This is a genomic window from Colwellia sp. 6M3 (genome assembly GCF_014077595.1).
GTDB lineage: Bacteria > Pseudomonadota > Gammaproteobacteria > Enterobacterales > Alteromonadaceae > Cognaticolwellia.
Genome location: NZ_JACGWF010000049.1, coordinates 1 through 23818, shown reverse-complemented (window position 1 = coordinate 23818; position 23818 = coordinate 1). Strand labels below are relative to the sequence as shown.

At 37.1% G+C, this 23818-nt stretch carries 19 protein-coding genes; 13 read left to right on the top strand and 6 right to left on the bottom strand.

Annotated features, from left to right (window positions below):
• Nucleotides 1–96 precede the first annotated feature (96 nt).
• The 6 genes from H4J50_RS11700 to H4J50_RS11675 form a co-directional block, all read right to left on the bottom strand.
• The gene (locus tag H4J50_RS11700; protein WP_182256588.1) at nucleotides 97–2106 is read right to left on the bottom strand and encodes an LTA synthase family protein; all 2010 of its coding nucleotides are present in this window, start codon (nucleotides 2104–2106) and stop codon (nucleotides 97–99) included.
• A 143-nt stretch (nucleotides 2107–2249) separates the two neighbouring features.
• Nucleotides 2250–2615 carry a diacylglycerol kinase gene (locus tag H4J50_RS11695; RefSeq protein ID WP_182256586.1) on the bottom strand — a complete coding sequence of 122 codons (366 nt, stop codon included), beginning with the start codon at nucleotides 2613–2615 and terminating at the stop codon, nucleotides 2250–2252.
• Entirely contained in the window at nucleotides 2615–4300 is a 1686-nt protein-coding gene (locus tag H4J50_RS11690) for a phosphoethanolamine transferase (protein WP_182256584.1), read from the bottom strand. Before H4J50_RS11690 ends, H4J50_RS11695 begins: the two co-directional genes overlap by 1 nt.
• 428 nt (nucleotides 4301–4728) lie before the next feature.
• Nucleotides 4729–6162 carry a HAMP domain-containing sensor histidine kinase gene (locus H4J50_RS11685; protein ID WP_182256582.1) on the bottom strand — a complete coding sequence of 478 codons (1434 nt, stop codon included), beginning with the start codon at nucleotides 6160–6162 and terminating at the stop codon, nucleotides 4729–4731.
• A 9-nt stretch (nucleotides 6163–6171) separates the two neighbouring features.
• Nucleotides 6172–6837, bottom strand: a complete 666-nt coding sequence (locus H4J50_RS11680) for a response regulator transcription factor (RefSeq protein WP_108455982.1) — start codon at nucleotides 6835–6837, stop codon at nucleotides 6172–6174.
• A gap of 160 nt (nucleotides 6838–6997) precedes the next feature.
• Nucleotides 6998–7537 carry a manganese efflux pump MntP family protein gene (locus tag H4J50_RS11675; protein WP_182256580.1) on the bottom strand — a complete coding sequence of 180 codons (540 nt, stop codon included), beginning with the start codon at nucleotides 7535–7537 and terminating at the stop codon, nucleotides 6998–7000.
• A gap of 473 nt (nucleotides 7538–8010) precedes the next feature.
• Here H4J50_RS11675 and H4J50_RS11670 point away from each other — a divergent pair, with 473 nt between their 5' ends.
• From H4J50_RS11670 to H4J50_RS11615, 13 genes are all read left to right on the top strand, one after another.
• Nucleotides 8011–8301, top strand: a complete 291-nt coding sequence (locus tag H4J50_RS11670) for a hypothetical protein (protein WP_259366237.1) — start codon at nucleotides 8011–8013, stop codon at nucleotides 8299–8301.
• A gap of 152 nt (nucleotides 8302–8453) precedes the next feature.
• A complete protein-coding gene (locus H4J50_RS11665) occupies nucleotides 8454–9002 on the top strand; it encodes a DUF411 domain-containing protein (RefSeq protein ID WP_182256578.1) in 549 nt (182 codons plus the stop codon).
• Nucleotides 9002–10465 (top strand): TolC family protein, encoded by a 1464-nt coding sequence (locus tag H4J50_RS11660; RefSeq protein ID WP_182256576.1) that lies wholly within the window; start codon nucleotides 9002–9004, stop codon nucleotides 10463–10465. Before H4J50_RS11665 ends, H4J50_RS11660 begins: the two co-directional genes overlap by 1 nt.
• Nucleotides 10458–12278 (top strand): efflux RND transporter periplasmic adaptor subunit, encoded by a 1821-nt coding sequence (locus H4J50_RS11655; protein ID WP_182256574.1) that lies wholly within the window; start codon nucleotides 10458–10460, stop codon nucleotides 12276–12278. The genes H4J50_RS11660 and H4J50_RS11655 overlap by 8 nt, the downstream gene beginning before the upstream one ends.
• Nucleotides 12279–12296: 18 nt before the next feature.
• Complete coding sequence (locus H4J50_RS11650) at nucleotides 12297–15434, top strand: efflux RND transporter permease subunit (protein WP_182256573.1); 3138 nt, start codon at nucleotides 12297–12299, stop codon at nucleotides 15432–15434.
• A 112-nt stretch (nucleotides 15435–15546) separates the two neighbouring features.
• Nucleotides 15547–15678 carry a hypothetical protein gene (locus tag H4J50_RS19665; protein ID WP_259366236.1) on the top strand — a complete coding sequence of 44 codons (132 nt, stop codon included), beginning with the start codon at nucleotides 15547–15549 and terminating at the stop codon, nucleotides 15676–15678.
• Between the two features lie 64 nt (nucleotides 15679–15742).
• A complete protein-coding gene (locus H4J50_RS11645; protein ID WP_182256571.1) occupies nucleotides 15743–16276 on the top strand; it encodes a cytochrome c in 534 nt (177 codons plus the stop codon).
• Between the two features lie 34 nt (nucleotides 16277–16310).
• Entirely contained in the window at nucleotides 16311–16856 is a 546-nt protein-coding gene (locus tag H4J50_RS11640) for a DUF4440 domain-containing protein (protein WP_182256569.1), read from the top strand.
• A 145-nt stretch (nucleotides 16857–17001) separates the two neighbouring features.
• On the top strand, nucleotides 17002–17820 hold the full coding sequence (locus H4J50_RS11635; RefSeq protein WP_182256567.1) for a formyltransferase family protein: 819 nt from the start codon (nucleotides 17002–17004) through the stop codon (nucleotides 17818–17820).
• Nucleotides 17821–17973: 153 nt separating this feature from the next.
• A complete protein-coding gene (locus tag H4J50_RS11630; protein WP_182256565.1) occupies nucleotides 17974–18408 on the top strand; it encodes a MerR family DNA-binding protein in 435 nt (144 codons plus the stop codon).
• Nucleotides 18401–20650, top strand: coding sequence for a heavy metal translocating P-type ATPase (locus tag H4J50_RS11625; RefSeq protein ID WP_182256563.1), 2250 nt, complete (start codon nucleotides 18401–18403; stop codon nucleotides 20648–20650). The genes H4J50_RS11630 and H4J50_RS11625 overlap by 8 nt, the downstream gene beginning before the upstream one ends.
• Nucleotides 20651–20665: 15 nt before the next feature.
• Entirely contained in the window at nucleotides 20666–21031 is a 366-nt protein-coding gene (locus H4J50_RS11620; RefSeq protein ID WP_182256561.1) for a cupredoxin domain-containing protein, read from the top strand.
• Between the two features lie 364 nt (nucleotides 21032–21395).
• Nucleotides 21396–23357: a cytochrome c/FTR1 family iron permease gene (locus H4J50_RS11615; protein ID WP_259366235.1), complete on the top strand. Its 1962-nt coding sequence runs from the start codon at nucleotides 21396–21398 to the stop codon at nucleotides 23355–23357.
• Nucleotides 23358–23818 lie beyond the last annotated feature (461 nt).

The following is a 23818-nucleotide window of genomic DNA, read 5'->3' as shown; positions in this document are numbered from 1 at the left end:
CGGGGTGAGTTTGCAGTAGGAGCTACCCCGTAATAAAATGTTTAACATTAGTTTGATGAACTTAAGTTAATGTTATTCGCTTTAATAGACGTGTTACTAGTTTGATACCACTTTATTTGTTGGGTCAGCGTCAATCAATTCATTTGGCATCGCATACCATTGATTTTCATAAGCTAAACTTCCCCATAAAGCATGCGCTAAAGCAACTTCTGATAATGCTTTGTTATGTTCTACAGGCATAAGTCGCTGCTCTTTTAAGTCGTAATTAAAACTAAGTGGCTGTTTTTGTGGCTGTAAAATACTGACCCCACTTTTATTCATGTAGGCAAAGTTATCAGCGTACTGCATCATAGCTCGCTCAGAAATATCAGTTTTATTAAGATCATGCCCTAGCATTGGCGAGTAATTAGTAACCCCCATTAGCGATAATAATGTAGGTGCAAGGTCAATTTGACTGACAATTCTTGTATCTAAAAAAGGCTGCTTTGGTGAATTAAGAATAACGCCAGGAATATGAAAGTTCTTAATCGGCACAAGATCATTGCCTAATGCTCTGGCATCGTGATCGGCAACCACTAAAAATATAGTGTCCTGCCAATAGGGCTGCTGCTTCGCTTTGGCGATAAATTTTCCTAACGCATAATCAGCGTATTGTATTGCCTTATGGCGCGATAATTCTTTTTCATTAAACTGACTCAATTGTTCAGAAGTATAGTGAATGGGCGTAACGATACCGTCAGGAATTTCAAAAGGGTCATGATTACTTGATGAAAAAATAAAGCTAAAAAATGGCTTGTTGCTGTTGTGAAGTTTGGTGAGTTCAATATCTGCCTGATTAAATAGGTCGTCATCACAAACGCCCCATGAACCGACAAACTGTGGGTTTTGAATATCTTTAAAATCAACAATATCACTAAAACCATTACCTAAGAAAAAGCTTTTCATGTTGTCGAAGTGACTCTCACCACCGTAAATAAACTGGGTAGAATAATTTTGCTTGGCAAGTAAACTGGCAATAGTAAAGAAGCCGGTTTGTGATTTGTCTAACTTCACCACTGCTCTTGCTGGTGTTGGCGTAAACCCTGTAATTACTGCTTCAATACCTCTGACTGAACGGGTACCCGTGGCATATAAGTTCTTAAAAGCCCAGCCTTCACTATTAAGTTTGTCGATTTCTGGTGTTAATGATAATCCACCTAAAGATGAAACAAATTGTGCACCTAAACTTTCTTCTAAAATAATAACCAGGTTCTTAGGTTTACCTTGATAGGCAGGTAAACGTGAAGTTAACGAGGGGAGTGATTTGCTACTAAAATCTTGTGGAAGTAACCCTGTTTCTTGCTGTACAAGCTTAATTACTTTTTCGGTTGTCATATTACCGTATAGCTTTGAAGCATTTTTTTCATCACCCAGCTGTTTAAATGCGTGGGCAACGCTATAAATAGAATTTAATGTTAATGAATTAATTAGTGGATCTGTAGAAAAGTATACTAATGATGGGTTAATTGGGCGATGGCCAACGGTGCCACGAGCACAAAGAGCTAATACTAAAACTAACAGTACAAACGAGAAACTCGACGACATTAACGTAGCGCTAGATTGCGATGTTTTATTGCTTATAACATTACTTAAAAATGACCAAAGATATTTTCCAATAATAGATAACAGTAATAGAACTGTGATTAAAGTAAGTAAATGACCATTGATTAACATGTTGAATACCTCGTTTGGGTACGGTAAGTATTCGATGAATAATCGATTAGGTCTAAAGCCGTATTCATTGATAAAAGCAGGTGTAGCGAGTTCAAAGAAGAGTACACAGATAAATATAAAGAAAAATATACCCTTTAATATCTTGAGCCATGTTTTATGATATTTAGTCATCATTAACCATGGATGCAAAATGGCTGGTATAAGAAGTAAATAACCTAAAACACTTAAGTCAATGCGAAACCCGTGTAAAACTAAGGTTAGAATGCTAGTAAAGCTATCGAATCGGTCAATTTTCCATATAGCTAAACCCATGCGAGAAATGAACAAAGTCAGCACAAGTATCATGGCAAATAAAATAAAAGGTCGAAGTAAATTGAGCGTTGTTTTAAACATTTAAAGTAATACCGCTATTAGAACACGGTACTACTTTATTAAACGAAACTTAAGAAAGGCTTAATTTAAACTGAAAACAGGCTAATTTTTATGATTTTATAAACCATTTTACTCGCCAATTAACTCGTCATTAGACATAAGTTTTAAAGCAAGATAACAAGCCAAATACTGCTCGCAATAATCAGGCTTAAAAATACCGCGGCAGAGCCTAAGTCTTTTGCCAACCCTGAAAGTGGGTGTATTTCTAAACCGACCCGGTCGACAACTGCTTCAATTGCGGTATTCACTATTTCCGTAAACATAATAAAGACTATTGCCAGTACCAAAAACACTTGTTCTTTGTCACTTATATCGAATAAAAAGGATACCGGAATGGCAATTATTAGCAGTAACAACTCTTGCCTGAATGCCGATTCATTTAGGTACAACCATTTTATCGCTCTAAATGAGTTTAACGACGCTAATATTACTCTGTTTATGCCTTTAGGCTTATTGGTATTGTCGAACACTAGTTTATTCTCTCTATATTAAATGCGGATGTTGAGTTGGTACGTGCTATTGCATGCTCTGATTTACAATCAATGAACGGGTCGTTTTCAATATTATATGCTTTGGACTTAACAGACATAATACTTAATAAAGTATCAAAAACATTGTCATGACTGATACGAGATTTTGATAAATCACGCAAGCAGGCAGTATTAAAATCAGCTTGCATAGTGTCGGCCCAAAAAATCATCGGTACATGTGTTTGCTCTTCAGGTGCAAACGCATAGGGCAGGCCATGTAAATATACACCGCTTTCACCTAATGACTCGCCATGATCTGATATATAAAGTAATGATGATTCAATATTATTTTTTTTGTCTAAAACACTTAATTCATTAATAACTTTTGATATGACAAAGTCGGTGTAAGCAATAGTATTATCGTAAGTATTTAGTAATTGCTCAGGACTACAATTTTGAATGTCGCTGCGTTGACAGTCGGGTGTAAAAACACTTTTCTCGCTAGGGTACCGCTTAAAATATGTGGGTCCATGAGAGCCTATCATATGCAGAACAATGAGCGTATTGTCATTTGTTAGCGAATTAAGTTTTTGCTTTAATGGGGCTAACAACGCTTCATCAAAACAATATTCGCCATCACATAACGGGTTAGATTTATCGGTATCGACCTGAATGGTTTTTACTCGAGTACATACGCCTTTACAACTACCATTATTATTGCTGATCCATAATACGTCAGCACCCGCCAAATTTATTAAATCAATGGCATTTTGTTGAGCGGTAGCTGTACGTTTGCTGTAATGGTTTTTATCTAATCTTGAGAACATACAAGGGACTGATACCGCAGTTGCTGTGCCGCACGAACTAACATTAGAAAACGATATAACTCCTTGTTTTTCTGTATAGGAATTTGTTGGTTTTACATAACCATTAAGTGAAAAACTTTGTGAACGGGCTGTTTCGCCTAATACCATCACAGTGACATGCTTACGCGAGTTATCGCGAACAATTGACGGAGCGGTATCTAACACTTGAAACTTAAGTGGAGGATAAAAATAGTGATTCCTGATGAATTTATAAGAGGCATCAACCATTTTATAAGGTGTAATGTAACCTAGTAAATCCTTATTGTTTCTACCCACAGAAGCATAATTAGAATAAAAAATACTCGCGATTAATAATGCCACACCCAAGCTGAAGCTAATGACTTTTAAGCGACTTAACAGCTCTCTAAAAAAAGGTTTATAGGTTAGCTTTACTTTATAGATTAAAAAAGCGGGCAAAATACCAAAAAACAAGAAAAATAAAATAGCCTGCAAGTTAACGTAAGATAGTGCTTCGGCGGAGTCTGTTTCAATGGTATTTTGCACCATACCGTAATCAAATACGATGCCGTAAGTAATCGTACCGTAGAATATAAGTGATGAAATAATTACCGTAATAATAAGCAGGGGTTTGGTCAGCCAGCGAAAAGCAAATAGCCCTTGAATTAGCATGGTTAAAGATAATATAAAAATGGGCAGTGACATTAAAAATATCACATTATAATTATCTAGTGCCGTGATTGCTTCTGTCGCTTTGGTTAAAAAAGGTAGGTTTAAAACTAAAGCAATATAGCAACAAGTAAAAAACAATAACTGATTGGTTGTTATAGTGATATTTTCAATTTTACGTAATATTTCCATCACTTAAACAGCCTTTAAGTCGAGTTTTTTGACTAAAGCTGATGAGTTTATATTGAAAACTCGACGACATATTAACTTGTAAGCGGAGTTAAGCGCCTCAGGTTTGTCTGTAAGCAAGTTTGCAAACGCTGTTTTTAACTGTATAACGTTTGAGTATGAGAACTCAGGGATAAAATTTGTCATATAAACACCTATGGGTAAGTGTTTATATTTTAAATTGTTAAACTTAAGAAGCGCTTAGGGGAAACTGATAATTAGCTTAGAATAAACTTAACATTCAGTAAAATTACTTGTTAAAAATTCTAAGTTAAAAGGTTTCTTTGATAACTAAATGTCGATAATTATTTGATGATAAACAACGATGATAAGCAATGCTGATAAAAAACCGTTAATAACTAACGGCTAATAATTTCAATTAACGAGACAGCTTATATTGTAATGGTAAAGGTTATTTCTTTTTCTGCTGAAATGGCTACATTCAAATCTGCCGATATATTTTCACAATAAGATTTTACAATAGCTAACCCCAAACCATATCGGTCAGCTGAAGTGCGTGAAGCGTCTTTTTGCCATAAAGGATCAAAAAACAAGGCTAAATCTTGCTCACTATAATCATGCTGACTCAAGTTAGTTAATTTGATTACAACTCGCTTTCCTTCTTCACAAGGTAACACTGTGATAGTCACGGGTGTTTTTACAGGACTATAGTAAAGCGCGTTATTGAGAAGGTTACACAATACAGTTGTTAATGCGAACTCATTGGTGTGAATATGTTCACATGAGTTATCAAAAATAACATTTATTTCCCGCTTAGCTTTGTTCTCCATTGTTATAACCGCATTAATTAACGGTGCTAGCTCCACTTGTTGTTTTTCTAAGGCGGTACTGTTGGTACTTTTTTGCAGCAACAATATACTATTGACAATATTTCGAAGCCGTTCAGTAATGTTAAGTACGTCAACTTTAAAATTATCAACTAACTGTTTTTCGTGGGGGAATTTAATCGCGACTTCACTTAAGTTTAATAATTCTGCAATTGGCGTTTTTAACTCATGGGCAATATCTGAGGTAATACGTTTTTCACGAGAATAGAGAGTTTTATTTTCACGAATAAAATGATTAATACCGTTAGCAATCACGATCAACTCTTCAGGTAAATTTTCGGTGTTGATCGCACTAATTTCAGAGTTTAAGCTGATTTGCTGTAGCTCGGTATTGAGTTGCTCAATTGGCTTTAAACCGCGCTCTACCACATTAAAAACAATTAACCTTACCGCTATAACCGCAAGCAATGAAGAGAATATAAAAATAATATCTACAAACCAAAGTATTTGATTTAAGCCTTCATTACTTATAGCGTAAGCCAATTCCATTGTTTTTTGATTGTTGGCTATTTGCAATGTTGTAATCGCACTATTTTCTCGTTCATCAGAGTCAATTTGAGGCTTAAACTTTGTAAAATACATTTTACCTGAGCGACCATCAGGTAAAGTGATGTTACTAATGGATGATTGGTGGAGTTTAACTTCAGCTTTAGGGAGTTCATTAACATCAAATAGCTCAAGCGTTTGAGAGCGTTCAAATACGTTGTTATCAAGCCATAATTGAAAGTATTCTGGATCGTTATTACCTGAGAACTCAGGCATAAATTCATCAGCAAAATCAAACTCTATGCCATGAACTTCATCGCTGTCTTCACTGATTAATGTTGTGAGTAAATTTGCTTTGTTGGTCATTGCACGGTCAAATTCAGCACTAATCCAACTATCAACAGCAAGATCAGTAACTAACAATATAGACACTAATAATATCGATATTGAAATTGAGATATAACGGCTTAGTTTTTTCTTAATAGAAATCATTCATGGGTCTCAACAAAAATAACCAAAGCCTCGCTTGGTTTTAATGGGTAGGTCGTAGCCGAGTAACTTAACCTTTTTTCTGGCGGTTGATAAATGAGCCTCAATTGAATTTTTAGCAATAGCGTCATATTGTCCGGCTAAATATTCACTCAATTTTTCCGGTGATATAACTTTACCTTGATTAGTAAAAAGGCATTCTACTAACTTATATTCATTGGGGGTTAAATTCGTATCAATGCCATTACAGAAGAGTTGTTTTAAATGTAAGTCTAATGAAAAACTACCAATATTAATCGTATTATCGTTAACGTTTAACGAGCCTCTGCGCATTAAGCAAAGTAGTCGAACATGTAACTCATCAAAAGAAAAGGGCTTAGTAAGGTAATCGTCAGCGCCATTAAGTAGCCCTTCAATTTTATCTTCAGTTAAGTCGCGTGCCGATAAAATAAGCACACGAAGATCTTTATTGGCTTTTCTAATTGCTTTAAGTATTGCAGTGCCATCAACAGAGGGCAGCATTAAATCAAGAATTAGTAGAGAATAATCACCAGAGAGCGCCATACTCAAGCCTTCAGACCCGTCGCCAGTATCATCTACGGTATAACCTAAATTAGATAAGCCAATTTTTAAGCTTCTTCTTAAAGATGTTGAGTCTTCTATAATTAAAACTTTCAAAGTCACTCACAATAAATAAACATTAGTACCCATAAGATACCAGACTAAACTTAAGAATTGCTGAATTTAACGTTAAAAATTAATAGATATTCAGTATTTATCGCAAAACTAGATAAAGCTATTTTTAGTGACTATAGGCTTTAACAATGGTGATAAATGCTTACATAAATAATATTTTTATCGCTATCAGTATTAACACAATTCCCCCGAGAAGCTCAGCTTTGCTTTCAAGCCAAGTACCACTTTTATCGCCAATATAAACGCCAAACACACTAAAGAAAAAGGTAGTCATACCAATAATAGCGCAGGCAATAAATGGGTTTACGTCAAGTATAGTTAGCGAGAAGCCTGCTGCCATTGCATCTATACTGGTGGCTATGGCAAGCACCAACATAATCCTGTGGGTGACTTTTGCTATATCTTCTTCTATGCCATCTGAAAATGACTCATAAATCATTTTAGCGCCAATTAATACCAATAGAAAAAATGCAACCCAGGGAGCATAAGCTTCTATCCAACCAAAAACACCTCTACCGCCCATATAACCAATTAAGGGCATTAAGCCTTGAAAAAAACCAAAATATAACCCACATGCCATGGCAAGTGAGGCTGTTTTATTTTTGTTTTTAGCGCCTAAACCAATAGAAACAGCAAATGCATCCATACTTAATGCCAATGCCAAAATTATAATCTCAAACATTTTTCAATTCCGAATAATACAAAACAGGTATAGGCTAAATTTAAAGCCTGAGTATAGCTAACTTGATGTTAATCATACTAAAGTAAAAGGGGGTTTACAGCGATTTTGTTAATAATATAAACAGCATATTGTACGATTTTATCTGCGTTAGTACGTAGGTAAAAAACGGTATCTAAGTTTTTACCATTTCTAAATTCTATCGGGTAGTTATGATAAACCCTTTACAAGTATGGGTGGTAGTGAATTAAACAGACTTCTAAGTTCGTTCAAGATTAATAGCCTAGTAAGTGTGTTTATTTCGTTGAATATAAACTTAAGCTGTGCGACTATTGCGATTAATTATAATATTTTGTTGATTGCTTGTGACTTTAAACTGCTCTAAAACATTAATAGTACTGCTAGCTTGTTTGACCTTTGTTGGTCAAGCTATGGCGTCTACTATGATGTCTTATCAAATGTTGAGCATGTTAAGTATGAGTTCACATTCACAAGATATGCCTATGATGGACCATAGTAATCATAATATGTCTGGTAACTCTTCAGACAACTCGTTCGGCATGGATGAGTCAGCAGAAAACAATTTTGAAGATTGCTGTAGCACTATTTGTAAATGTTATATGGGAGGTTGTTCTAATGTTGCAACCTTCATGAATAATTTCAATCATAACCTCATGATTGTTAATCCAACCAAAATACTAAACTATTCTCGTGTGGCTATCAGCCAACAACCTTCATCACTCTACCGTCCGCCAATATTAAGTTAAGTACAGCATAAATGTATCCAAAATTTGGTGCATTTATCGTGTTATTCGCTGTATTAGGCTTTTTTGAGTTCAATCGCTAGAAATTTCGTTTCTACGTACTTTTAAAATAACCTGATCAACAAAAAATTATTAATGTGCCTATTGGGTGAGTTATGTTTAAAAGTAAGTTTAAGATTAAGTTAAGAAGTTTCGTCTACTGTTTCGTTGTTATTGTTTTAGCCAGTTGTTCTAAAGAGAACCAAGCGCCAACAAATACCACATCAAACGTTGTTGAGCCACCAAATAAAGTTAAACCACACACGATTGCATTAGACGTATATAAAAGTCCTTCTTGTGGTTGTTGTAAAGCTTGGATAAACCATGTTGATAATCATGGTTTTGAGTCTAAGGTTCATAGCTTTGATGACTTTCCGGGTATTAAAGAAGAAAAATCTATAGCACCAAGATACCGTTCTTGTCATACCGCCATTTCAGCTGATGGTTATGTTTTTGAAGGGCATGTGCCTGCAAAGTATATTCAACAATTTATCAAACAAACCCACAGCCAAGATGTTATTGGTTTATCTGTGCCTGCAATGCCAGTAGGAAGTCCGGGCATGGAAGTTGACGATAGGTTTCAGCCATATCGAGTTTTATTATTGAAAGTCGATGGTAGTTATGAAATTTACGCTAATGTTCAATCTTATGAGGACCAGTTTTAATGAAGATGCAAAACAAGAAGTACAAATTTAGCGCTAAATGTAGTTTAGGTTTTATAGCGTTAACTGTTCTTTATGTAAATGTAGTACAAGCCAGCAATGTAAAAGCTGGCTTCGCATTATCATTTGAAAATGCCATTAAAACGGCACAAAAAAATGATCCTTGGCTGACGGGAAATATTCACAAGCAACGCGCGCTTGAATCAATGAGCCAAGCAGTCAATACATTATCTGATCCGGTTGTATCAATAAGTTTAGCCAATCTACCTGTTAACGGTTTTGACTTTTCTCAAGAAGGGATGACACAAGCGAAATTGGGTATTGCTCAAATGTTTCCTCGCGGCGATACCTTAGCGATCCAAAGCCAGCAATTAAAAACGCAAAGTGAAGCCTTTCCTTTTCAACGAAAAGATCGCGAATCACAAGTAGCGGTTACTGTGGGTAGCTTATGGTTAGACGTTTATCGCGTTCAGCAAAGTATTTCATTAATTGAAAAGAACAGATCGCTATTCGAACAATTGGCCGAAGTTGCACAAGTAAGTTATTCATCTGCATTGGGTAAAACGCGACAACAAGATATTGTTCGCGCACAACTTGAACTCACCCGTTTAGACGATAGATTAAATTTATTAGCGCAGCAAAGAAATCGTTATGAAGGCATGCTTTCACAGTGGTTAAGCGAGTTTTCTAGCGAAAGCACGGCAAGTGACTCAGGCCTATTAGCGTCTGATTTTTCATTACATAACATAGTAATCAGTCCGAAATTACCAGCAATAGATTTAATCAATACTGATTTGGTTTTTAAAGAAAATTGGCTAAAACCTATGGCATTGGTACCATATTTTACAAATCACCCGGCGGTTATCGCTGTAGAGAAAAATATTAATGCCACTAAAGCAGGTATTAAATTAGCCGAGCAAAAATATAAAGCTCAATGGGGTGTAAACGCGAGTTATGGTTATCGAGCGGATGATCCGATGGGCAGTAGTCGAGCCGATTTGTTTTCGGTTGGTGTTACTTTCGATTTACCGCTTTTTACTGAAAATAAACAAGATAAAGAGCGTGAATCTGCCATATACGCTTCAGAAGCAATTAAAACTGAAAAGATTTTATTGCTACGCCAACTAATGGCGGCTTATGCCAGTGCAAAAGGTAGACTTTTACGTTTAAAAGATCGTCAAAATTTGTATGAAAATAAGTTATTACCGCAAATTAACGACCAAGCCCAAGCTTCTTTATCAGCTTATACCAATGACGATGGCGACTTTTCTGAAGTTGTTCGTTCACGTATAGCGGTGCTTAACACTGAAATAGATGATCTAACACTCAATGTTGAAGAACAGAAAATACGTTTAGAACTTAACTATCTATTTATCGGTAATCTCAATACAGCAATTACGCACAACAACACTATTACAAACAATAGCAGCCGAACTTCTGTTGTTTCGGAGTTAATTAATGAGTAACAAAATGGCAAAAAACAACGTCAAGCCAATTATTATCGGTATGTTTATCGGTGGTTTAATCACCTGGGGCGCTTTCTCTTACCTATTTGAAGACAGCAATGGGCAAACTTCAACGGATCAGTCAGATATAGAAAAACCCCTTTATTGGGTTGCTCCAATGGATGCCAATTACAGAAGAGATAAAGCGGGTAAGTCGCCTATGGGTATGGATTTAGTGCCAGTATACGACGATGGCGGTAAAGGCCCAGACGAGGGCGTTGGTACTATTCGTATTTCTCCTGATGTTGTAAATAACCTAGGCGTAAGAACAACAACTGCGAATATTAAGTCACTACATACAGAAATAAATACCGTAGGTTATGTAGCATACGATCAAGAAAAGCTTGTTCAGATTCACCCTAGGGTAGAAGGTTGGATAGAAAAACTGTATGTCAAAGCAGTTGGTGAAACAGTGACTAAGCAGCAAGCACTTTATGATATTTACTCTCCTGAGCTTGTAAATGCACAAGAAGAATTAGTCTTAGCGCTAAAGCGCAGTAATCGTCAGTTAATAGAAGCGGCCAAAAACCGTTTGCTTGCTTTACAAATCCCTAAGTCGACCATATCAGAGCTGATAAAAACTAAACAGGTAAAGCAAACCATTACATTTTACTCTCCTCAAAACGGCGTAGTAGAAGCGTTAAATATTCGAGAAGGCTTTTATGTTAAACCGGGTTTAACCATTATGTCTATTGGGGATTTATCTGAAGTTTGGGTAGAAGCAGAAGTTTTTGAGCGTCAAGTAAACCAAGTGAAAGAGGGGGCAGCGGTCACCATGACGTTAGATTATTTACCAGGTAAATCATGGCAGGGGCAAGTCGATTTAATCTACCCAACTCTCGACGTAAAAACTAGAACGGTAAAACTTAGATTACGCTTTAGTAATGAAGATTTAGCTTTTAAACCTAATATGTTTGCTCAAATTACCATCCATAATCGCAATCAAGAACAAGCACTGCTTATTCCACAAGAAGCGTTAATCAGAACGGGCAAACAAGATCGCGTTGTTTTAGCGTTAGGCGAAGGCAGCTTTAAGTCGATTGAGGTTACTGTCGGCCGTTTTGACAATGAAAGTGTTGAAATACTTTCTGGCCTTAACGAGGGTGATAAAGTGGTAAGTTCAGCACAATTTTTATTGGATTCAGAATCAAGTAAATCTTCTGATTTTAAACGTATGCATAGTGATGCATCTGATAACGAACTACCACCGGTATCCGTTTGGGTTCAAGCCGATATTCAAAGTCTAATGCCAGGGCACAAAATGTTAACTCTATCGCATGAAGCTATAGCCGAGTGGGGTTGGCCTGAAATGGTGATGGATTTTATTGCCATTGACTCTATTGATTTTTCATTACTTGAAGTTGGTTTGAGTTTGCATGTTGAAGTGAGTAAAACAGCTGAAGGCGATTATATCATCACTAATATTCATATTCCTGATGACAGTAGTTCGATGGAAATGAATATGTCTTCGGTTGACGAAGTAAGCTCTGCGACGGTCACGGGCACCATTAATTCACTTATGATTGATCATGGCATGATAAATATCAGCCGCTCTGCTATAGAAAAGTGGAATAGACCGGCAGCTACGGTTGATTTTATTACTGATAAAACGGTGAGTTTAGCTAACTTTAGTCAAGGCATGGAGGTGGAGTTTACCTTTGAAATACGTGATGGAAATTTCATTATCACCGATATTACTCCCTTGTCTGAAAATGAAAAATCAAATGGTGAAGCTGCGCTTGAAGCATCGCCCGTTGATCATTCAAACCACTAATTTAGGAGTAAATAAAATATGATTACTTCTATTATTCGATGGTCAATAGGCAATCGATTTTTTGTCTTATTAGCCACAATACTGCTAGTGGGTGTCGGCTTATATTCGGTGAGCAAAACCCCGATTGATGCACTGCCAGATTTATCTGATGTCCAGGTTATTATTAAAACCAGTTATCCGGGGCAAGCGCCACAAGTAGTGGAAGACCAAGTTACTTACCCGATGACGACTGCTATGTTGTCAGTGCCGGGGGCAGTGACTGTTCGCGGTTATTCGTTTTTTGGCGACTCTTACGTTTACGTTATATTCGATGAGGACACTGATCTATATTGGGCGCGTTCAAGAGTACTTGAGTATTTAAGCCAAGTAGCTCCCAATTTACCTAGTGAGGCCCGACCACAGCTAGGACCGGATGCAACAGGCGTAGGCTGGGTTTATTTATATGCGCTCACTGATCCAACAGGGCAACATGATTTAAGCCAACTTCGCAGCATTCAAGACTGGTTTTTAAAGTTTGAATTACAAACCGTACCAGGTGTTTCTGAGGTTACTGCACTAGGCGGTATGGTTAAACAATATCAAGTAAAAGTTGATCCAGAAAAGTTACGTGCTTATGGCATTCCGCTTTCGCTGATCCAAACCGCAATAAAACAGGGTAACCAAGAAATTGGCGCCTCAGTGGTTGAAATGGCTGAAGCCGAATATATGGTTAGGGCTACAGGTTATATTAAAGGCGTTGACGATCTCGAAAATATTCCACTTGGTGTGAATAAAAATGGCACACCTGTACTACTAAAAAATGTAGCAGATATTGGTACAGGCCCACAAATGCGCAGAGGTATAGCTGAGCTTAATGGCGAAGGCGAAACAGTTGGTGGTATTGTTGTCATGCGCTTTGGCGAGAATGCACAACAAGTTATTAATGGTGTTAAAGCAAAGCTTGAAAAGCTTAAAAAAGGCTTACCAGATGGTGTTGAAATTGTGCCGGTTTATGATCGTTCTGCACTTATCGAACGAGCAGTTGATAACTTAGCATTTAAGTTACTAGAAGAATTTGGCGTAGTCGCCTTAGTGTGTATTATTTTCTTATTTCATGTGCGCTCATCTCTTGTCGCTATTATCAGTTTACCGGTTGGAATTTTAACGGCATTTATCATCATGCATATGCAAGGTCTAAATGCCAATATAATGTCCTTAGGGGGTATTGCCATTGCGATTGGTGCGATGATAGATGGTGCTATTGTTATGATAGAAAACATGCATAAGCACATGGAAAAGACTCCATTAACAAAAGAGAATCGTTGGCAAGTAGTGGCTGATTCGGCCAGTGAAGTCGGCCCAGCTTTATTCTTCAGTTTACTTATTATTACCGTAAGTTTTGTACCGGTATTTACCCTAGAAGCGCAAGAAGGGCGAATGTTTTCGCCATTAGCTTTTACCAAAACGTATGCAATGGCGGCCTCAGCGGCGTTGGCTATTACACTTGTACCAGTATTAATGGGTTACTTTATTCGTGGCAAGGTGCTCCCTGAACATAAAAATCCAGTTAATAGATTTTTAACCTTTATCTATATGCCTGCGCTTAAAACCGTTTTGCATTTTCCTAAAGTGACATTATTCGCGGCATTAATTGTATTGGGTATTGGTATCTATCCAATTGATAAAATAGGTAGCGAGTTTATACCTCCGCTTGATGAAGGCGATTTAATGTATATGCCTACAACTTATCCGGGAATTTCAATAGGTCAAGCTCGTCAACTTCTGCAACAAACTGACAAATTGATTAAAACAGTGCCCGAAGTTAAAACGGTATTTGGTAAAGTGGGTCGTGCAGAAACGGCAACAGACCCTGCGCCACTGACCATGATAGAAACCTTTATTCAGTTCAAGCCTCAAGACCAATGGCGAGAAGGGGTAACACCAGAAAGTTTGAAAAATGAACTTGATGCTTTAGTCAAACTTCCTGGGGTAACTAATGCTTGGGTTATGCCGATAAAAACCCGCATTGATATGCTTGCAACCGGCATTAAAACACCGGTAGGTATTAAAGTTGCGGGACCTGATTTATCGGTTATTCAAGACATAGGTCAGCAGCTAGAAGTTATTTTAAAAGACGTACCGGGTACAACATCGGTTTACTCAGAGCGAGTAGCGGGTGGCCGATATATCAAAGTCGATATTCAACGAGCTAAAGCAGCCCGCTATGGTTTAAATATTGCTGAAATTCAGCAAGTTGTAGCAACAGCTATTGGTGGTATGAATGTGACTCAAACGGTTGAGCGTTTAGAGCGATACCCGGTTAATGTGCGTTACCCACAAGATTATCGTAATTCGCCTGAACAATTGTCATTGTTGCCGATAGTTACGCCAAACGGACAACGTATTGCCTTAGGTGATGTTGCTAATATTTATATAGAAGATGGTCCTCCGGGGATAAAATCTGAAAATGCTCGATTAAATGGTTGGGCCTATGTTGATATTGAAGGTGTTGATGTCGGTACTTATGTTGAAGCGGCGCAAAAAGTAGTTGCCGATCAATTAGTACTACCTGCTGGTTATTCCGTGACTTGGGCAGGACAATACGAGTACATGCAGCGAGCCAAGGCTAAATTAGCTTACGTTGTGCCATTAACTTTATTCATTATTGTGATTTTACTTTATCTAAATTTTAGAAATGTAATTGAAGTAGCCATGATCATGGGCACGTTACCATTGGCCATGGTGGGTAGTATTTGGTTGATGTACCTTGAAGGTTTTAACTTCTCAGTGGCTGTGGGGGTTGGTTTTATTGCACTTGCAGGAGTAGCGGTTGAAATCGGCGTTATTATGTTGGTGTATTTAAACCAAGCCTATCAAGCCATGTTAGAAGAACATCGCTTAAAAAAAATTACCACGACAAAAGAAGATTTATTTCAAGCTGTTTTAAATGGTGCTGGCATGCGTGTTCGTCCAGTAATGATGACAGCCGCCGCTATTATTGTTGGCTTGTTACCTATTTTGTATGGCACAGGCACGGGATCGGAAGTGATGAGTAGAATAGCTGCACCTATGGTCGGAGGCATGATGAGTGCGGTGATATTAACCTTACTTGTTTTACCTGCATTGTTTTATTTATGGCGTTCATCATCGATAAAGCATGTAGCAACAGAAGAATGAAGCTATCAACATGATAAAGATTTATAAAATCTTAATTATAACGAGAGCAATAAGCATGACGAAAAGAATCATTAAAGCTTTAAGTAAAGTGACACTGGTATGAATTCCAGTAATGACTCTATCCATGTCTGTTAAAGCACATGATGCAAGTTTACATGTAAAGAAAACCGAAAAAGCAGACTGTAGCAAAATGGAAGATGTTGAAGATAAGGATATAAAGAAAATAGAACACGATAATCATTGAAGAAGCACAAAGTGACTTAGTGTGAGTTTAGGCGCTAAGTCACTATAAAATTGAAGGAAGTAAGATGAAAGTGTTTAAGTTAATGCTGATATTAATTGTTTTAGGTATTGGGTTTACAACCACTGTGCTCTATTCAGGTATTGTTAATGTGGCAGCTGATGAGCCTCATGGCGAATTAGTGTATTGGCTTTTAGACGAAACAAGACAGACGTCGATAAATAAAGCCGCACAGCATATTGCGGTTCCTGATTTAACAAATCCTGACTTATTACTTTTAGGTGCTGTTGATTACGAATTTATGTGCGCTAGTTGTCATTTAAAGTCAGGACAATATGAAAGTGATATGAGTTTAGGGTTATATCCAGCGCCACCTAACTTAACAGTAGCCACTAATGTAAAAGTAAAAAGTAAACCGAGTGATGAGATTGCTATTGATCGAAAAAATTTTTGGGTCATTAAACACGGTATTAAAGCATCTGGCATGCCTGCTTGGGGCAAAACTCATGACGATCAGCGCATTTGGGCTATGGTGGCATTTATAAAGCAACTACCTACTTTAACACCTGAACAATATCAGATACTTACTGCAATTGAATAAACACAAGAATTGAAATGATAGAGGTAAATAACAAATGAAGATAAATAAAATATTTTTAATTACCAGTCTAGTGTGTAGCACAATTTTGAGTGTTAACTTACACGCAAATAATAACGGTAAACATGAAGATACAGTTACTGCCATTAATTCAATAAAAAACAACTCTTCAGGTTATGAGTTGTTGGAGGACAAGGTAGTAGTTAACACTTCACGAGTAAATGATGGTGCTGGTGAAACTATTGCTAAGTTTCATCATGCGCTTAAGTCAGCAGATATTTTTAAAGCTAGGGCTTTATTAGCTGATGACGTAGTGATTTATGAAGGCGGCGGCGTTGAAAAATCAGCTGATGAATATGCTCAACATCACATGCTGGCAGATATGAAGTTTTTAGCGGATATAAACACTGAAGTCGTTGATCAAACAATAGACGTTATTGGCGACTTTGCTTACGCCATGTCAAAACGCAAGTCTTCTGGTCAATATAAAGGCAAAAACATTAATAGCGTAGGGCTTGAAACTATGATGTTACATAAACAAGCAGGACAATGGAAAATCATACATATTCACTGGTCAAACTAAGCTTGCTTAGTGAACTAAAGCGTAGGAACGAGCTCAAAAATGTATAAATTGATGACGGTAATTGTTTAATAGCAATGGCTTTAATAAAAGTAATATCTTCATTATTCAATAATTTTACTTTATACCAATACGTTGAAATCTGCTTATGAAAATTGTTTATTTTGGGAATAATTTATTCTCCTCTTGTTTAAAGTATTTACTGTCTGAAGGCCATGACATATTACGAGTGTATAAAAATAGTTCTGCACGTAATTCATCTATTATAGATAACGTATGTGCAAATAATTGTATTCCTTTGCATAGTCATAAACCTAGCGAGAGTGAATTAAAGCAATTAATTATCCTTGGCGCGGAGATGTTTATTATTGCTGAATACTCTTATTTATTACCTATAACAAATGTTAAATATGCAATTAATATTCATCCTACATTATTACCAGCAGGCAGAGGCCCAACACCTTTACCTTATTTAATAAAACACCCTGAATTTTCGGGTATTTCAATTCAAAAAGTAACTAAAGATTTTGACTGTGGAGACATTATATTACAAAGCCAACTTGCACTATCTGCGAATGAAACGCTAACCACCTTGATGATAAAAGTGCATTTAGAGTCAGCCAAATTATTACAATGCTTTTTTGGAAATGCTGAAAAATACTACAGCGATGCGCGTCCTCAAATTAATGCTTCTTATTGGCCTAGAACTGAGGTTTCTGAGCGAATTTTGGATTTTAAAATGCCGATAAGTGACATTGATGAAAAGGTAAAGTGCTTCGGGCATATGGGGTTATTAATTAAACTTGATCAAGCGCTATGGACGGCCACGCATATAGAAACAATCTCGTATGAAGCTGTTTTACAACCTGGACATGTTGCATTTGAAGACCAAAGTTTACTTGCTGTATATGCTAAAGACGGCATTGTTTGTATACATAAGTCTTCGCTTTCTCAAGTACCAGACTAATGCGTACGGGCTACAAGTAGGTCTGACGACTAATAGTTTGTATTCAATATTTTATTGAAATCATTTTCTTGACCTGTGTGTAAGACACAGGTGTAAAGTCTGTTTAGTTTTAAGAAAACATTATATTTTCTTTACCGATAGAGGATTTATGTCATGAGAGTAACAGCATTAGCGAATGCGATGAATACCACATCGGATACTGTGCGCTATTACACTAAAATTGGCTTTATTACGCCCAGTAAAAGTCCAACTAATGGTTACAAAGATTATGGGAAAAATGCCCAAAACAGGCTCAAATTTATTTTAAGTGCGCGGCAATTAAATTTCTCTGTTACAGAGATCAAAAGTATTTTAATTGAATCAGATAAAGGACATTCAGCTTGTCCATTAGTGCGAGAAATTATTGAACACCACCTAGCAGAAACCGAGAAACAGTTTCAAGCGGCATTTCAATTACGAGAAAAGTTGAGAGACGCTATTAACGATTGGCAGAGTAAACCTGACAAAGCACCAACCGGACATATGATATGCCATCTTATTGAGGGCGAAGGACAATATGAAGACAGCAAAGGAGATGATAATGAATAAATTTACTGAACCTAGCCAAGATTTGATTATTGAAGGGGCGGGGTGTGCAAGCTGCGTAGGTAAAATAGAGCAGGCATTAAATCATACCGCTGGAGTAGAAAGTGCAGAAATGAATTTTGCTTTACGAACGGTGACAGTTACTGGTGCTGTTGAGCCCAAGGTATTAATAAAAGCGATTGAAGCTATTGGCTATAACGCTAAAAGTGTAAGTGACAGTAGCGATGATGAACTACTTGATGAAAAAGAAGCGGCTGACCAAAAGTACTACAGCAGTTTAATGAAGCAAATGTGGATTGCTTTAGGCTTAGGTGTTCCGCTTATGGTGTATGGCTTATTTGGTGGCCCAATGACCGTTGAAACAACAACCGAGCGCGGTGTTTGGTTATTTATTGGCATATTATGCGCTGCCATTATGTATTTTTCCGGTAAACATTTCTACATTGGTGCATGGAAATCATTAGTAAATCACACAGCAAATATGGATACCTTAATTGCCTTAGGCACAGGTACAGCGTGGATATATTCGATGATTGTGGTTTTCTTTCCTTTGGCTTTACCTGAGATGGCACGCCATGTTTATTTTGAAGCAACTGCTATGATTATCGGTTTAATCAATCTAGGTTTAGCACTTGAAGTAAAAGCAAGAGGGAAAACTAGCGAAGCGATAAAACGTTTAATTGGCTTACAGGCTAAAACTGCTCGAGTTTTGCGTGACAATAAAGACCTTGATATCGCTATCGAGCAAGTATTAATTAATGACATTGTGAGAGTTAGGCCAGGTGAAAAAGTTCCTGTAGATGGTGTGGTAACACAAGGCCGGACATCGATTGATGAGTCGATGTTAACGGGCGAACCTATGCCGGTTGAAAAAAATGAAGGCGATGACATTGTCGCAGGTACGTTAAATAAGTCAGGGTCGATTTTATTTAAAGCAACAAGAGTAGGCAAAGATACGGCAATAGCACAGATCATCAATATGGTGAAAAGAGCACAAAACTCTAAGCCGCCTATTGGTCGGTTAGCCGATGTAATTTCAGCCTACTTTGTGCCGGTTGTGATGATAATTTCAATCGTAAGCGCATTAGTGTGGCTTAACTTTGGTCCTGATCCTGTGATCGCTTTTGCTGTGGTATCGGCGACCACCGTTTTAATCATAGCCTGCCCGTGTGCACTGGGCTTAGCAACACCTATGTCGGTTATGGTTGGTGTTGGCAAAGCTGCTGAAGCTGGCGTATTAATTCGTAACGGTGAAGCATTGCAAACCGCATCAAAAATTACCGCAATGATATTAGATAAAACAGGCACAATTACTGAAGGCGCGCCGAAAGTAACCGATATTATTGTTGCAGACGAAAACTACACCGAACAACAAATTTTAAGTTTTGCTGGCAGTATTGAAAGTGACTCTGAGCATCCGCTTGCACAAGCTATTGTTGATTCAGCATTAGCAAAAGATATTGTCCTTGAAAATACGACAGACTTTCAGGCTATTGTCGGTCATGGTGTTGAAGCCAAATTAAACGGTCAACAATTACTTTTTGGTAATCAAAAGCTGATGCTAAAAAATGGTATCGCGTTAAATGGTTTTGTGACTAAAGCACAACAGCTTGCTGACAACGCTAAAACACCAATGTATTTAGCTGTTGATCATAAACTTGTGGCAATTATTGCTGTTTCAGATCCAATTAAAAAAGACTCTATTGCTGCGATTAAAAGGCTTCAGGCAAGTGGTATTCGTGTCGTTATGCTTACCGGCGATAATAGGGCGACAGCAAATGCCGTGGCAAAGCAGGTCGGCATAAAAGAAGTTTTTGCAGAAGTAATGCCGGATGATAAAGCGAACAAGGTTGCTGAGCTACAAGCGCAAGGCGAAATAGTGGGTATGACAGGCGATGGTATTAATGACGCTCCTGCCTTAGCACTATCTAATGTTGGCTTTGCCATTGGAACAGGAACAGATGTGGCTATTGAAAGTGCTGATATAACTTTGATGCGAGGTTCATTGCATGGCCTTGCAGATGCAATAGCGATAAGTAAAGCAACACTAAGCAATATTAAACAAAACCTGTTTGGTGCCTTTATTTATAACGTAGCAGGGGTGCCTTTTGCTGCAGGTATTTTATATCCATTTTTTGGTCTGATGTTAAACCCAGTTGTGGCCGGTGCAGCAATGGCATTTTCATCATTAACCGTGGTGAGCAATGCCAACCGTTTACGTTTATTTAAGCCTCAAGAACACTAATTAAAAGGAGATAACATGTTAATAATCAATTTGATGGGTTTAGGATTAATTATTTTAATTATTTGGTGGTTTTGGCTTTATAAACCTAAATCAACTGAAGTGAGTGTTGAAAATGATAACAGTGAAATAACCGTAGTGGTTGATGCTGGAGTTTATCAGCCTGCTTATATTTCATCGCCTGAGAATAAAGCTTTGAGCATTAACTTTATCCGTAAAGATGCAAGTCCATGTGCAGCCACAGTGATTTTTCCTGATTTTGACATTAGTGCAGATTTACCTTTGAATAAATCCTTGGTAGTAGAGTTACCCGCCATGGATAAAGGTGAATATGCTTTTCATTGCCAAATGAAAATGTATAGCGGAACTGTTGTTGTGAAATAATTGCTATTGGTTTAGACACCTTACTGATTCAATCGTTTACATGTATTAACTTTCAATACAGCAAGGCAACCTTTGATAATGCTATACCTGCTTAAAATTTTATAATCAGGCTTAGCATTATCATATTGATAGTCATTATACTCCCACATTATCAAACGAATATTCAGCAATTCTTATGGCCTAAATAGCCAATTAATGTTGCTAGTTATTGTTTAAACACCTTCCTTTATTATGATTCAAACTCGTCAAAAACCCTAAATTAGATGTTTTACATTTTAACAACATTTAATTAATTACATTCGTGAATATTTAGCTTACAATTGATAATAGTTATCATTACGCAATGTTGTTAAGGTTATTTCAGATGAATAAAAGCTCTACCCACTTTTGTTATCCATATCGTTCTACTAACAAAGTTAAGCAAAAAATACTCAGCATAATAACTATGGTTTATTTGTCGATAAATCTATTTTCTTTACCGGTATCTGCACAAACTAATGATACAGCTCAACTTCGACAACTAGCTCAGTTAGCAGAATATATTGGTGTTGATTATGCAGATGCTGTTGAAAATGGAGAGGTCGTTAATGCCGGTGAATATCAAGAAATGCTTGAGTTCTCAGCCATGATTATTGACCGAGTTTCTAGTCAAGTTGGTTCTGATCATAAAGTAGCAATATACAGTCAGTCAGTGGCATTAGAGCAGGCGATTAAAAACAAAATGTCAGTGAGTGAAATACGCCTAATAAGTGCTGGAATTCGAGGTCTATTATTGGCAATTTTACCCGAGTCACCTCTACCAAGTAGATTATTACCTGAAAAAGATACACAAACTTTATTTCAAGAGAACTGTGTTAGTTGTCATGGTGTTATGGGTAAAGGTGATGGTTTACTAGCAAAAGGTTTATCGCCAGAGCCAACAAACTTTACCGATAAAGAACGTGCGGTCAATAGATCCTTATTAGGCTTATTTGATGCAATTTCTAATGGCTTAGATGATACCGCTATGCCAGCTTTTACTCAGCTAAAAGAGCAGCAACGTTGGTCATTAGCATTTTATGTCGGTGGTCTTGCTTTCAATTCCTCTAAACCTTCAACTAAAACAGCACAAGAAATTGATCTGCAAAATTGGATAAACTTTAATCCTACGCAATTAATTAATGCTGATAATAATATCGATGCTGATTATATTGATGCATACAGAGCGTCGCCTTCATTGTTGTTTAATCAACAACAAAACCCAATCGAAATCACTAAAAGTCAATTAAGCGCGGCTATTGATGCTTATAAAAGTAATGAATTTACAAAAGCCAATACGCTTGCGGTTAGCGCTTACCTTGATGGCTTTGAGTTAATTGAAAATAGCTTGGACGCGAGAGATGAAGTTTTACGAAAACAAATTGAAGTTAACCTTATTAACTTAAGGCAAGTTATCAACTCACCAGGCGAAGAAAAACAGTTAATGCAGTTATCTGCTGAGATATTTACTCAGTTAGATGAAGCTGAGAGATTATTAACTGGGGCTGCTTTATCTAGTGGCGCATTGTTTTCTGCGAGTTTAGTTATTTTGCTACGAGAAGGGCTTGAAGCATTATTAGTTGTTATTGCGCTAATGACCGTACTTATTAGAACCAATAGACGTGATGCCCTTAAATATGTTCATGCTGGTTGGGTTTTAGCGTTAATAGCAGGCGTAGCTACATGGGCAGTAGCGCAGTCGATTATCGACATTAGTGGTGCTAGCCGCGAAATGATGGAAGGTGTTGCGGCATTACTTGCAGCGATTATGCTGTTATATGTAGGTATATGGATGCACAGTAAAACTAATGCCGAACAATGGCAGGCATATATTCAAAAACATATCAGTACGCAATTACGAGCTGGCACGCTATGGGGATTAACGCTACTTGCCTTTATTGCCGTGTATCGTGAAGTGTTTGAAACAGTTTTATTTTATCAATCACTATTAACACAAGCATCACCAGAGCAATATTCAGTTGCGGTTTCAGGCTTTATTACTGGGGTTGTTCTTTTAGCCATAGTTGCTTGGGCGATATTAAAGTATTCAATTAAGTTACCTATTGCGCGTTTCTTCTCTATGACGACTTATTTATTACTCGCTTTAGCGTTTATCTTAATGGGTAAAGCTATTACCGCTTTACAAGAGGCCGCTGTGATCAGTATTTCTGCATTGCCAGTACATGTTGATTTACCTTGGATTGGCGTGGGTTCTACTTGGCAGGGGGCTTTTGCTCAAATAGCGGTAATATTGTTTTTTGCTTTTTATCGCATATCGACCAAGCAAAAACCTATAAAATCGAATTAAGCTATGTAGGTATTAATGTACTTTTTTGCTTTAATGGTTAGCTTACAAGTTGAGTTTCAGTAAGCTAACCTAATTTTTATGAGGGGCTAAGCCCCTTTATTTATTACTTTCATCTGTATGTTAGTTTGTTTCTTCATTGTTGGTACAAGTGCTTTATTAGTTACTTTATTAAGAGAACGGTAAATCAGTACTTAAGCCTCATATATACTTTATCGTTTAATTATCTGCCTACAATTCTTTGCTAAAAGCTCTCACTTTTTCGTATGCGCAGATAACTCTCTACCTATAATCACCGATCTATAACTATTCATCTATAAATACGTCGCTCATAAACAGTCAATAATTCTATTATTTGACACTATTTATTATTTTTTAAACCAGATACATTTGTCATTTTATCGCACTAGAATGGCTGTTATTCCTTATACAGTAATGAGTGTAAGCAACCTAAAATATTAAAC